We start from the raw sequence: 13,656 nt of genomic DNA, 5'->3' as shown, positions 1-13,656 counted from the left end.
CCTTGCCATATACTTCAGCTTTTTTTTATAAAGTCATTCACCTGCCGCTCAATACCTGCGGCATCCAGACCCAGTTCGGCACGAACTTCACCTTGCGAACCATGTTTAATAAACTCGTCCGGTAAGCCTATTGTTAACACTTGCGGGCTTGCTTTGTGTTGGGCTACGTATTCGCTCACGGCACCGCCTGCGCCGCCTGCTATGACATTTTCCTCTACAGTTACCAGCACTGAATGGGTTGTCATTAACTGGTCCAGACAAGCTGTGTCCAGAGGTTTTATGAAACGCATATCGACAACGGTGGCATTAAATTTGGCTGCCGCTGCTTCCACTTCCGGCAGCAGGGTACCAAAATTAAGGAAAGCAATATTCTGCCCCTCAGTAAGGGTTTGAGCTTTTCCTATATCAATAACTTTACCCTTACGAAGCTCCAGACCAACACCGGCTCCACGGGGATAACGAACTGCTGCCGGACCTTTGTACTGATACCCGGTGGTTAGCATGTCCAGACACTCTTGTTCATTACTGGGAGCCATTACCACCATATTAGGTATGCAACGAAGGTAACTTAAGTCAAATGCGCCCTGGTGAGTGGGGCCATCGGCACCGACAATACCGGCACGGTCAATGGCGAAGAGCACATCAAGGTTTTGCAGAGCGACATCGTGAATGAGCTGATCATAACCGCGCTGTAAAAAGGTGGAGTAAATGGCGACAACCGGTTTCAGTCCTGAAATAGCCAGGCCCGCTGCGTAAGTCACACTGTGCTGTTCAGCTATAGCCACGTCAAAGTACTGTTGTGGATATTGCTGTGAAAACGTCACCATACCGGAACCTTCACGCATCGCCGGTGTTATTGCCATTAGCGACTTGTCATTACTTGCGGTATCGCACAGCCATTGGCCAAAAATTTCAGAATAGCTGGGAATACCCGGTGCTTTCTCAGGCAGGCTGGACTCTTTGGGATCAAACTTTGGCACGCCATGGTAACCAATAGGATCTCTCTCTGCAGGTCGGTAACCTTTGCCTTTTTGCGTCACAATGTGCAGCAACTGCGGACCGCCTAAACTGCGCATGTTCGATAACGTATCAACCAGAGTATCAACATCATGGCCGTCTATCGGGCCTATGTAATTGAATCCCAGCTCTTCAAAAATAGTGCCCGGTGCCATCATGCCCTTCATGTGCTCTTCGGCACGGCTGGCAAAATGACGAATATGAGGCAGCGGGCTGAGTAATTTTTTGCTGCCTTCCCGCAGCGAGGTATAAAAACGACCAGATAAAAGGCGGGCGAAATGATGGTTCAGAGCACCAACGTTTTCTGAAATAGACATGTCATTGTCGTTCAGCACCACCAACATATCTGGTTTTATATCACCAGCATGATTCATGGCTTCAAATGCCATACCGGCGGTCATTGCACCGTCGCCGATAATAGAGACGACTTTTTGTCGTAGACTTTGCCTTTGCGCTGCTACCGCCATGCCTAACGCTGCTGATATAGACGTACTTGAATGCCCGACTGAGAGCACATCGTATTCACTCTCTTCGCGCCAGGGAAAAGGGTGAAGCCCGTCTTTTTGACGAATAGAGTGCAACCGTTGTTTACGCCCGGTCAGAATTTTATGTGGGTAAGCCTGATGGCCAACGTCCCAAACCAGCTTATCTTCTGGTGTGTGATACACATAATGCAGGGCAACCGTAAGCTCTACGGTGCCTAAACCTGACGCGAGGTGGCCGCTGCTTTGGCTCACTGAGGTTAATAAAAACTGTCTAATTTCTGCGCACAGTTCCGGCAATTGCGTCCGCGGTAAACGGCGCAGGTCAGCGGGGGAGTTAATTTTATCAAGTAACGGATATTGTTGAGTCATTCAGTTAGTGGTCCCGCTTTAACAGCAAGTCGGAAAATTGTTCAAGTCTGTCTGTATTGTAAGGGATATCGCTTAACGACTGTAGTGCTTTATGGTGTAAGTTTTGCAGGCGTTGCTGAGCACCTTCAATACCGAGCAAACGCACGTAAGTTGATTTTTCAGACGCGGTATCTGACCCCTGAGGTTTGCCCAGAGCTTCAGTATTACCTGTTACGTCGAGGATATCATCCTGTACTTGAAATGCCAGCCCCAGATAATGAGCGAACTGCTCAAACTTTTCCCGCCATTGTTGCGCATTGTCATTACCACACAATACACCCATAGTGGCGGCGGCGGTTATCAACGCGCCGGTTTTACTTAAATGCATTTGCTCTAGTGCGTCTTCAGTGACGATTTTAGCTGTTGCCTGTAAGTCTATTGCCTGACCTGCACACATGCCGCGGGCACCGCTGGCTTTAGCCAGTACCTGAACTAATTGCAGCTGTCGTTCACTGGGTAATTGTTCCATACGGTTTTCGGTTAAGACTTCGAAAGCCAGTGTCTGTAGCGCATCTCCGGCTAAAATCGCTGTCGCCTCGTCGTAAGCAATGTGGCAAGTCGGCTGACCACGGCGTAAATCGTCATCATCCATTGCTGGCAAGTCGTCATGAATTAAAGAATAAGCATGTATCAACTCAACAGCGGCAGCGGCTTGCAGAGCGTCATTCTTATTGGCGCCACAAATATCGGCAACGGTCACCAGCAGATAGGGGCGAATACGTTTTCCGCCCATTAACACTCCGTGCTGCATGGCCTGGTTCAGACGCGGGTTCAGGGTTAACTGCGCGAGCGCTTGCTTTAAGAATGAATCGACTTGTTCTCGTGTTGCTGCTGTTAACGAGTTAATCGTCACATCAGTTCTCCATTGCTTTCATCATTTCCAGATTGCTGTTCAGCCAACAAAGTTGTCACTTTTTGCTCAGCCTGCTGCAATTGTTGCTGGCTGGAACGTGACAAGGCAATGGCTTGTTCGAATTTTTTCAGCGATTGCTCAAGCGGTAAGTCGCCTTGTTCCAGTTCATTAACCAGTTGCTCTAGCTGCTCCAGAGCCTGTTCGAAAGATTGCTGTTTCTGTTCGTCTGCCATAGCTAAGTCTGCCTTAAAATCTGTTATGAGCCGCATTGCTAATAGAATGAAAGTTAATTATCCGATAAAGAATCCTGAATGTCAGCCGATGATCTCATTATTCCTGTGTAAGATGAACAGATGTCGCTTGTAAGCGCGACGCGATTGTTTAAGAATGAGCACAACAGCATAAATGAAAACTCAAATCGGGGAGGAAGGCTGAGTGGATATAGCAACGCTCTTAGGAATTATAGGGGCCATCGGCTTTGTCGTCGTTGCTATGGTTCTGGGTGGGGACATAACCCTGTTTTTAGATACCCAATCGTTCTTTATCGTCTTCGGCGGTTCATTATTTATAACCTTAGCGAACTTTTCTCTGGGCCAGTTTCTGGGCACGGGGAAAGTGGTCGTTAAGGCGTTTTTCTTTAAAATTGAACATCCACAAGAGCTTATCGATACGGCTGTTGAGATGGCTGACTCGGCGCGTAAAGGTGGCTTTCTGGCGCTTGAAGAAGCGGAAATTCCGAACAAATTCTTTCGTAAAGGCGTAGACATGCTGGTTGACGGTCACGATGCCGAAGTTGTCCGCCAAACCTTGTCGAAAGATATAAAAATGAGCTTTGCCCGCCATGAAGAGGGCGCCCGGGTATTCAAAATACTGAGCGATGTATCACCGGCTATGGGTATGATTGGTACCCTGATTGGTCTGGTTGCGATGCTGTCTAATATGGATGACCCCAAAGCGATAGGCCCAGCCATGGCCGTTGCTTTGTTAACCACCCTTTATGGTGCCTTTTTAGCCAACGTTATTGCCATTCCTATCGCGAATAAGTTATTGCTACGGGCCGAACAGGAAAAGCTGAACCGGCAACTGATACTGGACGCCATTTTAGGTATTCAGGACGGTCAGAACCCTCGTGTCATTGAAGGTATTTTACGTAATTACTTAGCTGAATCTAAGCGTATTGGTAACGAGGATGAGGACGAGTAGTTATGGCCTCAGAGAAAGTCAGAGACGAAGAACAAGAGGACTGCAATTGCCCGCCCCCGGGATTGCCTATGTGGATGGCAACCTTTGCCGATCTCATGACCTTGCTCATGTGCTTCTTCGTGCTGTTATTGGCTTTCTCCGAAATGGACGTGCTGAAGTTTAAGCAAATAGCCGGTTCAATGAAGTACGCTTTAGGTGTGCAAAATAAAATTGAAGTGAAAGACATTCCTAAGGGTACCAGTGTTATCGCTCAGGAGTTCCGTCCCGGGCGGCCAGAGCCAACGCCCATTGAAACTATCCAGCAGCAGACCGTAGAAATGACGCAGCAGATGCTGGAATTTCAGGAAGGTGAGTCCGACTTTGCCGGTGGTCAGCAAACCGAGCGGGGCGGTCAGGAGTCCGACAGCGCGGATGACCAAAAAGAGGCAGAAGCGGAAAATACTGAAGCTATGACGCAGGTATCTAAGGAGCTTATGCGTCGTATCGAGCGGCAGCTTGAGAATGAGATTAAAGCTGGCACTATTGAGCTTGAGCAGCACGGTCAGCAAATTATTATTCGCATACGTGAACAAGGCTCATTTCCTGAAGGTTCGGCATTTTTACAGCCGCAGTTCCGGCCTATTATTCAGCAGGTTGCCGGGGCATTGAAAGATATTCCGGGTGAGGTCACTATTTCTGGCCACAGTGATAATGAAAAACTGGTATCGGAAATCTACTCATCGGACTGGGATCTCTCCAGTAAGCGAGCGGTTGCGGTTGCAGAAGAAATGCTGAAAGTGGATGACTTTAGCGAAGATCGTCTGGTGGTTATGGGTTACTCGGATACTAAGCCATTGGTGCCGAATAACTCGGAAGAAAACCGCAAGCGAAACCGTCGTGTTGAAATATCGATAATGCAAGGTAAAGCGGCAGAATCTGACCCGGTTGATGTAATAGACTGAGCGCTGGTTTCTGCCGGGCAGGACACGTATAATTGCCCACTTTCCTAAAGACTTGACGATTTAGCTATGAAGTTTGTTGTTCGCCTGCACGCTGAAATTACCATTAAAAGCCGTTCTGTTCGTAAGCGTTACGGTAAAGTACTGACCAATAACCTGCGTAAAATTCTGGCTCCGGTCGATGACTCGATATACGTCAAATGGCTGTGGGATCGCATCGAAGTTTCTGCTGATGGCGACGACTCTCAGGTGCGTAGTGAAATCAAAGAGATTCTGCAAAACACCCCCGGTATTTCCTGGTTTGCCGAAGTTATAGAGCGGTCGCTAACCGATTTTGATGCTATTGCCGAGTTAGTTGGTGAGCACTGGTTAAAGCGTTTACCGGGAAAAAGTTTTGCTATGCGGGTTAAACGTAAAGGTAACCACGAGTTTAATTCACAGCAGTTAGAACGCTATGTTGGTGGCTATTTGCTGGAGCGTGTTCCGGATACTTCTGTAAACCTTTCTAATCCGGACCTGGACATTGCGCTGCAAATTACTAATCAGATTGTTCACTTGGTTGGGGAGCGAGTGAATGGCTTAGGTGGTTTTCCTATTCCTACTCAGGAAACCGTACTGTCATTGTTAAGTGGTGGTTTTGATTCTGGCGTTGCAACCTATGATTTTATCCGGCGCGGCGCGCGGACTCACTTTTGCTTTTTTAATTTAGGCGGCGACGCCCATGAAGTGGCGGTGCGTCAAATAGCCTATTATTTGTGGAAGCGCTACAGCTCCTCGCACCCCATTAAGTTTATTAGTGTTGATTTTGCCCCTATTGTTGATGACATTCTGACAAATGTCGATAACGGCCAGATGGGTGTTGTGCTAAAACGGCAAATGCTGCGGGCTGCGGATAAAGTCGCTCGTTATGTGAAAGCGCAGGCGCTGGTAACGGGTGAAGCTATGGGGCAGGTATCCAGTCAGACCCTGTCTAATCTGAGGGTGATCGATCAAGCTACATCGGCATTAGTTTTACGCCCGCTAATAACCAAAGACAAACAGGAAATTGTGGACGAGGCAAAGCGTATTGGCACCGAACCATTGGCTAAATCCATTCCTGAATATTGTGGCGTTATTTCTAATAAGCCCACGGTTAAAGCCATTCCGGCGGTTATCGAAGCCGAAGAAGCGAAGCTTAACAAAGATTTACTCGATCAGGTGGTACGGGCGTCAAACGTACTGAGCATGCAGGATATAGCGACGCAAACAGACGCAGAACTGGCGCTGCCGGATACCACAACGGAACTCAGTACCGACACAACCATCATAGATATTCGAAACGATGAAGAAATTGAAGCAGCACCCTTGTCAGTAGAAGTTGAGGTTATTGAAATTCCATTTTTCAAGTTAGCCTCTCAGTTTGCTGAACTGGATCAAAGCCGGGAATACTTGCTGTACTGTGATCAAGGAATTATGAGCCGGATGCAGGCTTTGTTATTGCACGAAAATGGTTATAACAACGTATCGGTTTATAAGCCCTAATTTAGAGAGAAGTAAACTATGCTGGCAAGAGCCCTATTTTTTGTTGTGTTATCGACAGCCACCTTTCTGTTTTTGTGGCAGTTTCCAAGTACCGGAGCTCAGAGCATTCCGCATCTGGATAAGTTGGTTCACTTTGGAATCTTTTTTGTCTTAGCACTGACGTTTCACAGAGCTTTTGCGTTGTCGGCTAAACTGTCGTTACTGATTTTAGTTTGCTACGGCTTTTTAATAGAAATAGCCCAGTCTTATGCGCCTGGCCGTAGTGCCGATGTTTACGATTGGTTAGCGGATGCCAGTGGCGTTGTAGCTTATTTTATTTTGCACCATTTACTAAGCAAGAAGTCGCGTTAACGCGACTTCTTCTTTTTATCCGTTTTCTTCTTCACTTTTTTCTTCGAGCGGGACTTTTCTGTCGACGGAAACTTATATTGAGGTTTTAACCCTTCAATAGTTCGTCTGTCTAGTTTGGCGTCCAGGTAACGCTCGACACGGCCCAGTAGTAAAGCATCATGTGCTTCTACCAGCGATACGGCCGTTCCTTTTTGTCCGCCGCGGGCTGTGCGCCCAATTCGGTGCAGATAAACATCAGCTTGCTTAGGAAGGTCATAATTAACCACCAAAGTGATGTCGTCTACATCCAGCCCTCGCGCTGCAATATCAGTAGCAACTAAGGTAATTTCCGTCGTTTGTTTAAGCTCGTTCATAATGCGCTGACGATCACTTTGCGGCATATCGCCCCGCAGTGTCACAATTTTACGGCCGGTACCAAACTGGCTGCGCAGAAAGTTTGCAATAAGCTCTACGCGTTCACGTGTTCTGACAAAGACAAACTGCCGCCCGGGGTGCGCCTGAAGCACGCTCATTAACAGTTTACGCTTATGTTCGTCGGTATCCGCTAAATGAACCCACTGAAGAATTTTACCGCGCTCACGTTTGGGAGGCTGCACATCAATGTACTCGGGTTCGGTTAATAACTCGCGGGAAAACTTAATCACGCCGGAGCTATTCAGCGTTGCTGACAGTAGCAAGGACTGCTGACGATGACGTGCCTGCAGAGCCATTTCTTTTACCGTTGCGGCAAAACCCATATCCAGCATTCGGTCGGCTTCATCAATAATCAGCCACTCAATGCCTTCCAGGTTGTACTGTTCGGCTTCAAGTAAGTCCATTAGTCGACCCGGTGTCGCAACCAGTATGTCGTGTGTCTTCTCTAATACCGACAGCTGCGAACCATAGTTGATGCCTCCGGTGACAACCACAGAGGTTAACCCGGTTTTGGCCTCAAACTGTTTAGCCTGTTCATGGATTTGTTCAGCCAGTTCGCGGGTTGGAGCCAACACCAGTATACGAGCTGGTCCCGGTTGTTGACGCGGGAAATCCAGCAAATGTTGCAGTGCCGGCAGCAGGAAAGCCAAAGTTTTACCTGTTCCGGTCGGTGCACTAATAAGTAAGTCGCGACCATCCAGGGCGGCAGGAATACTCTGTTGTTGTACTTTTGCTGGTTTGTTCAGTTCAGCATCGCGAAGAACCGCAATTAAGCGGTCATCGAGATCAAACTCTTCCCAGTCTGGCGTCATGTTATTTTCCTTGAAATCGTCTTGTTTGCTGCAATTAACGTAGCAGCAATAAAGCGGAGTTAGTTGTCTGTAGCAGGCTAGTTGTGGTGCTGCCTACTAAAAACTGACGAATACGCGAGTGACCATAAGCTCCCATCACCAGAAGGTCAATATTGTGCTCTTCCTGGTACGCATGAAGTGCAGGCTCAACTTCGCCTGAGCGTATTTCAAATCGCGCATTATGTCCCAGCTCCCGCAAGTGGTTAGATGCTGCTTCGATGGACGCGCGACTGTCGTTGGTATCAGCTCCGACCATAACCAAATGTAACGGAAGGCCTCTGAAAATAGGGCTTTCCGCAAGCATGCGAATACCTTTACGGGAAGAATCACTGCCGTCGAATGCTAACATCACATTTTTAGGTTCTGTAAACTCTTCAGGCGCAATCAGAATAGGTCTGTGCATTGTTCTTACAACGGTTTCCAGTTGGCTGCCAACGCGGTTCGTACGGGTCGTCTCTTCGCCGTGGAGACCCATAACAAGCAGTCTCATTGAATCCTCAACTTCTAATAAGGATTCTGCCAGGTCGCCGTGTCGTTGGCGTAAGTTGATATGTTCGACGCCACTTTGTGTCGCGCGTAATTTGGCACTTTCCAGCATGTGGTGGCCTTGCTCTAAGGCTAACTTGCTGCGCTGCTGATCAAGCTCGGCTAACTGCTCGAGCAGAGCCTCTCTGCTACCTAAGCCGATGTTACCTGTCATATTAGTCTCGGTGGGGTAACGCGCTTCGTCCAGAACATGAAAAAGCGTTAATGGCGTTTGTAAGCGTAATGCTGCCCAACTGGCGTAATCACAGACAGATTGAGTTGACGCAGAACCATCAATACAAGCAACAACATGTTTCATTATTAAATCCTTTTCCATTAGTGCCCGCCCATCAGCTTATCGACAGCGTCGGGTTTGTCATGTACGCCAAAGCGATCAACGATGGTCGCGCTGGCTTCATTAAGCCCTATAACTTCCACTTCAGCACCTTCACGGCGGAATTTTACTACAGCACGGTCAAGTGCATCGACGGCGGTGATATCCCAGAAATGGGCCTGACTGAGGTCGATGACAACCTGCTCAACCCCTTCTTTGAAATCAAATGCGCCAAGAAACTTTTCAGATGAGCTGAAAAATACCTGACCAATGACCCGATAAGTGCGTTTTATGCCGTCAGAGTCAATCTCTGACTTAATGTACAGGTAATGCCCAATTTTGTTCGCAAAGAACATAGCGGCCAACAGCACACCAACCAATACACCATAAGCCAGGTTATGTGTTGCGACAACGACCGCAACTGTTGCAACCATGACAATATTGGTGGACAGCGGATGTTTCTTTAAGTTCTTAATGGAACTCCAACTGAAGGTACCAATAGAGACCATGATCATTACGGCAACCAGTGCGGCCATAGGAATTTGCACCAGCAGTTTGTCCAGAACCAGAACCATAATCAGCAGGAAGATACCGGCAGTTAATGTAGACAACCGTGTACGACCGCCCGATTTCACATTAATAATAGACTGACCAATCATGGCGCAACCAGCCATTCCGCCTAACAGACCTGCGCCGATATTCGCAACGCCCTGACCTTTACATTCGCGGTTTTTATCGCTGGGGGTATCGGTTAGGTCGTCAACGATAGTCGCTGTCATTAATGACTCCAGAATGCCCACAACCGCAAGTGCCGCCGAGTAAGGGAAGATAATAGCTAAGGTTTCGAAGTTTAACGGAACGTCAGGCCATAGGAAAATAGGCAAGGTGTCCGGCAATTTACCCATATCACCAACGGTGCGAATGTCCATTTCTAAGAAAACCGCAACAACGGTCAAAGTGACAATACAGATGAGCGGCGACGGCAGTATTCTTCCAATGAAAGGTATGTAAGGAAAGCCATAAATAATGGTTAAGCCAGCAGCTGTCATTGCGTAGACATGCCAGGTGACGTTTGTCAGCTCCGGCAGCTGTGCCATAAAAATGAGAATGGCCAGCGCGTTCACAAAACCGGTGACCACCGAGCGCGACACAAAGCGCATCAGCTCGTCCAGTTTAAGGTAGCCGGCAGCAATTTGCAGCAACCCGGTCAGTAAGGTGGCCGCTAACAAGTACTCAAGCCCATGCTCTTTGACCAGCGACGCCATAAGCAAGGCCATGGCGGCGGTTGCGGCAGATATCATCCCCGGACGACCGCCGGTAAAAGCAATAACAACGGCAATACAGAAAGAGGCATACAGGCCCACTTTAGGGTCAACGCCGGCGATGATAGAGAATGCGATGGCTTCAGGAATAAGCGCTAAAGCGACCACAATACCTGACAACAAATCACCACGTATATTAGAAAACCAGTTCTGCTGGATAGACTTCAACATAGATAGATAACACCAAATTTTAATCGTAAATATAAAGCGGCCGGAATGGCCAGAAAAGCAGAGAACAGCCTACTGCGCACCTGTGACAGGAAAGTGACGGCTAGGGTGGCGTAATACGCGTCAGCACGTAGGTGGCTCCTTATGGTTTGAGGCTGGTCAAAAAAAGAGCGCGAATTTTAGCATAAAATGTGCCAACTACAACCGAAAAATTATTTTCGGTCGCTGTCTGGCGCATTGCGTTGTGACGGGTCACTTTTAAAGTCGCTGACCAGCTTGTGCGGGTTCAGTGCTTCGCGTTGCTTTTGTGCCGCCTCGGCCCACCAGCATAGCTGATTCAGAGTGCGCCCGAAATACTGGATCCAGCGCTCAGTGTCCTCAACCTCCTGAGTGAATTTGCCGTTTTCCTCAAATACTGTTTGCGCTTTAGGCACGTGGATCATAGCGGATACCGGCAGGCAGCCTAATTCAGACAGGAAGGTGCGCATGTTAACCGCAGCGCGAACGCCACCCCACTGACCAGCCGAATAAGTCACAATGGCACTGGGTTTATAGGAGTACAACGACGCACCGAAGTGGTTCAGTAAATTTGCTAAAGCCGGACTCATGGAGTGGTTGTACTCAGGGCTTACCATAACGTAAGCATCGGCGGCTTCAATCTTTTTAGCCAGAGCGTCTAACTGTTCGGGAACGTCTTTTTCATGGTATGAAAAATGTGGCTTAAAAACATCCTCAAATGGGTAATCTAAAGGGTCAATAAGTTCTACTTCTGCGTTATCGAAGCTTTGTTCCAGGTAATTAACGCAGGCCTTTGCCACACGTTCGCCCAATCTGGCTGGCTTGGGTGGCGTACTGTCACGTACCGTACCTAAAAACACTAAATATTTCATTGTGGTTCCTTAATAGTAGCCTGACATTTACGTCAGGTCAGATATCGCACCTGACATGAATGTCAGACTACGACTTATCAGACGCGATGCTGTTCCCGCTCGGGCAAAAAGCTAATTGCAGCCGTGGATAATAGCAATAACAGTGTTGATATCATTAGGCAAGCGACCAGCCCCCATTGCTGATACACCCAGCCGGATAAAACGGTACCCATTAGACGCCCGGCTGCGTTGGCCATGTAGTAAAAACCAACGTCCAAAGATACCCCGTCGGCGCGTGAGTAAGAGACAATAAGGTAACTGTGCAGCGACGAATTAATGGCAAACAGAATGCCGAACAGCCCTAAGCCAATAATAATGCTCTGGGTAACGGGTAAGCCCTGCCAAAGCGCCAGAGCAAGTGCTAGAGGGCTAAGAGTCAGTAGCGCATTCCATACAACAGTCTGAGTTTTCGGTACATCATTGCCCGTTTTTGTGAATTTAGGCGCAACACTTTGTACAAAGCCATAGCCAATAACCCAAAGTGCGAGAAAACAGCCGACTTGCCAGTGGTTCCAGTTAAGCTGGCTGGCTAAGAACACCGGCAAGGCCACCACAAACCAGACGTCGCGGGCACCAAAGAGCAGAAAACGGGCACCCGATAAAATATTGATAGGCCGGCTTTTGGATAAAATGTCTTTAAACTTGGGTTTGAACTTAGCTTTGCCCGACTCTTTTTTCAGGAAAATAAGACTGCCTGTCCACACAACCGCCAGCACTATTGCCATAGCCAGTACCGCGCCCTGAAAACCCATTAAGGTAAGCAGGAGTCCACCAAGGAAAAAGCCAACGCCTTTTAAGGTGTTTTTTGAGCCGGTGAGTATCGCGACCCATTTATACAGCTGACCTTGTTTGTCGTCAGGCACCAGTAGCTTAATGGTGCTTTTGGCGCTCATTTTATTGAGATCTTTGGCAATGCCAGACAACGCCTGGGCGGCCATCACCCAAATGACGGTGAGCATAGAACCCGGTACCAGCAGCATGGCAAGCGCCACAATCTGTATGCCAAGCCCAATATTCATGGTTCTGTTGAGCCCCCAACGAGCGCCCAGCCAGCCACCAAATAAGTTAGTGACTATGCCGAAAAACTCGTAGAACAGAAACAGCATAGCCACTTCCAGCGCACTGTAACCCAACTGGTGGAAGTGCAGCACCACCAGCATGCGCAGCGCGCCATCAGTCAGGGTAAAAGCCCAGTAGTTACCCGTAACAATTAAGTATTGGCGTATAGCCGGCGACAGCTGACTGAGCATTAGCCGACTTTTTCCACCAGTTCAACTGCGCGGTTGGCATAACCCCATTCATTGTCGTACCAGGCATAAATTTTCACGTGCGTGCCGTTAATAACCTTAGTCGACAGAGCATCGACTATGCTTGAGCGAGGGTCGGTTTTGTAATCTATTGATACTAACGGACGCTCTTCATATCCCAGAATGCCTTTGAGTTCGCCTTCGGCGGCCTCTTTCATCCAGCCATTAATTTCCTCCACGCTGGTGGATTTCTTCACTTCGAACACGCAGTCGGTTAATGACGCGTTTGCTAAAGGTACACGTACTGCGTGGCCGTCGATTTTATCCTTCAGCTCCGGGAAAATTTCCACAATGGCCGTTGCTGAACCGGTAGATGTAGGAATTAAGCTCATGCCGCAGGCACGGGCACGGCGTAAGTCTTTGTGTGGTGCATCCAGAATGGTCTGGGTGTTGGTTAAATCGTGAATGGTGGTAATTGACGCGTGCTTAATACCAATTTTGTCCTGCAGTACTTTGACCACAGGTGCCAGACAGTTGGTGGTGCAGGACGCGGCGGTGAGTATCTGATGCTTTTCCGGATCGTAAAGGTGGTCGTTAACGCCCAAAACAATGTTCAGCGCGCCGGGTTCTTTGACCGGAGCTGATACCACCACACGTTTAACGCCCTGCGACAGGTAGTCGTTAAGCACCTTCACGGTTTTCATCTTGCCGGAGGCTTCTAAAACCACATCACAACCACTCCAGTCGTTCTCGGCAATGGTTTTGTGTTGAGTGAAAGCTATGCGTTCATCACCAATTTGAATGGCGTTGTCCTGAGCTTCGGCTTCATAACCCCAGCGACCATGCACCGAGTCAAAATTCAGCAAGTGTGCAAAAGTAGCCGCATCAGCACCCGGGTCATTCACCTGAACAATTTCCAGGTCAGGGTTTTCCCATGCCACGCGAAGCGCCAAACGACCAATACGACCCAAACCGTTAATTCCAACCTTAATCGTCATAAAAGACTCCTTTTGTGTATCTCTTACCTGCCTGCTTTTGGGCTTGGGGGGGAGTTTGCTGTCTTGTTTCGCTTGAGCATTGCGCCCCCTAT

Annotated in this window: 13 protein-coding genes; 4 read left to right on the top strand and 9 right to left on the bottom strand. The window is 48.4% G+C overall.

Annotated features, from left to right (window positions below; genetic code table 11):
* Positions 1 to 14 precede the first annotated feature (14 nt).
* The 3 genes from dxs to IL_RS10970 are packed head-to-tail and all read right to left on the bottom strand — an operon-like array spanning position 15 to position 2,996.
* On the bottom strand, positions 15 to 1,871 hold the full coding sequence (dxs, locus tag IL_RS10980; protein ID WP_011235366.1) for a 1-deoxy-D-xylulose-5-phosphate synthase: 1,857 nt from the start codon (positions 1,869 to 1,871) through the stop codon (positions 15 to 17).
* Positions 1,872 to 1,875: 4 nt separating this feature from the next.
* A complete protein-coding gene (locus IL_RS10975; protein ID WP_011235365.1) occupies positions 1,876 to 2,763 on the bottom strand; it encodes a polyprenyl synthetase family protein in 888 nt (295 codons plus the stop codon).
* Entirely contained in the window at positions 2,760 to 2,996 is a 237-nt protein-coding gene (locus IL_RS10970; RefSeq protein WP_011235364.1) for an exodeoxyribonuclease VII small subunit, read from the bottom strand. Before IL_RS10970 ends, IL_RS10975 begins: the two co-directional genes overlap by 4 nt.
* A 202-nt stretch (positions 2,997 to 3,198) precedes the next feature.
* Between IL_RS10970 and pomA the strand changes: the two genes are divergently transcribed.
* The 4 genes from pomA (at position 3,199) to IL_RS10950 (ending at position 6,776) form a co-directional block, all read left to right on the top strand.
* Positions 3,199 to 3,966, top strand: a complete 768-nt coding sequence (gene pomA, locus IL_RS10965; protein WP_011235363.1) for a flagellar motor protein PomA — start codon at positions 3,199 to 3,201, stop codon at positions 3,964 to 3,966.
* Positions 3,967 to 3,968: 2 nt separating this feature from the next.
* The gene (locus IL_RS10960; protein WP_011235362.1) at positions 3,969 to 4,907 is read left to right on the top strand and encodes a flagellar motor protein MotB; all 939 of its coding nucleotides are present in this window, start codon (positions 3,969 to 3,971) and stop codon (positions 4,905 to 4,907) included.
* A 66-nt stretch (positions 4,908 to 4,973) separates the two neighbouring features.
* Positions 4,974 to 6,425: a tRNA uracil 4-sulfurtransferase ThiI gene (thiI, locus tag IL_RS10955; protein ID WP_011235361.1), complete on the top strand. Its 1,452-nt coding sequence runs from the start codon at positions 4,974 to 4,976 to the stop codon at positions 6,423 to 6,425.
* A gap of 18 nt (positions 6,426 to 6,443) precedes the next feature.
* Positions 6,444 to 6,776 carry a VanZ family protein gene (locus tag IL_RS10950; protein ID WP_011235360.1) on the top strand — a complete coding sequence of 111 codons (333 nt, stop codon included), beginning with the start codon at positions 6,444 to 6,446 and terminating at the stop codon, positions 6,774 to 6,776.
* Here the strand turns inward: IL_RS10950 and srmB are convergent.
* From srmB to IL_RS10920, 6 genes are all read right to left on the bottom strand, one after another.
* Positions 6,773 to 8,002 carry an ATP-dependent RNA helicase SrmB gene (gene srmB / locus IL_RS10945; RefSeq protein ID WP_011235359.1) on the bottom strand — a complete coding sequence of 410 codons (1,230 nt, stop codon included), beginning with the start codon at positions 8,000 to 8,002 and terminating at the stop codon, positions 6,773 to 6,775. The two genes, IL_RS10950 and srmB, sit on opposite strands and share 4 nt — an antisense overlap.
* Before the next feature lie 34 nt (positions 8,003 to 8,036).
* Positions 8,037 to 8,885, bottom strand: coding sequence for a universal stress protein (locus IL_RS10940; protein WP_011235358.1), 849 nt, complete (start codon positions 8,883 to 8,885; stop codon positions 8,037 to 8,039).
* A gap of 17 nt (positions 8,886 to 8,902) precedes the next feature.
* Positions 8,903 to 10,393 carry a SulP family inorganic anion transporter gene (locus IL_RS10935; protein ID WP_011235357.1) on the bottom strand — a complete coding sequence of 497 codons (1,491 nt, stop codon included), beginning with the start codon at positions 10,391 to 10,393 and terminating at the stop codon, positions 8,903 to 8,905.
* Positions 10,394 to 10,602: 209 nt separating this feature from the next.
* Entirely contained in the window at positions 10,603 to 11,280 is a 678-nt protein-coding gene (locus IL_RS10930) for an NADPH-dependent FMN reductase (RefSeq protein WP_011235356.1), read from the bottom strand.
* Positions 11,281 to 11,357: 77 nt separating this feature from the next.
* Positions 11,358 to 12,569 carry an organoarsenical effux MFS transporter ArsJ gene (gene arsJ / locus IL_RS10925; RefSeq protein ID WP_011235355.1) on the bottom strand — a complete coding sequence of 404 codons (1,212 nt, stop codon included), beginning with the start codon at positions 12,567 to 12,569 and terminating at the stop codon, positions 11,358 to 11,360.
* Positions 12,569 to 13,564: an ArsJ-associated glyceraldehyde-3-phosphate dehydrogenase gene (locus tag IL_RS10920; protein WP_011235354.1), complete on the bottom strand. Its 996-nt coding sequence runs from the start codon at positions 13,562 to 13,564 to the stop codon at positions 12,569 to 12,571. Before IL_RS10920 ends, arsJ begins: the two co-directional genes overlap by 1 nt.
* Positions 13,565 to 13,656: the final 92 nt, after the last annotated feature.

It is taken from the genome of Idiomarina loihiensis L2TR, from assembly GCF_000008465.1.
Taxonomy (GTDB): Bacteria; Pseudomonadota; Gammaproteobacteria; order Enterobacterales; family Alteromonadaceae; genus Idiomarina; species Idiomarina loihiensis.
The sequence above is the reverse complement of the archived record's forward strand: the minus strand, read 5'-3'. Positions and strand labels throughout refer to the sequence as shown.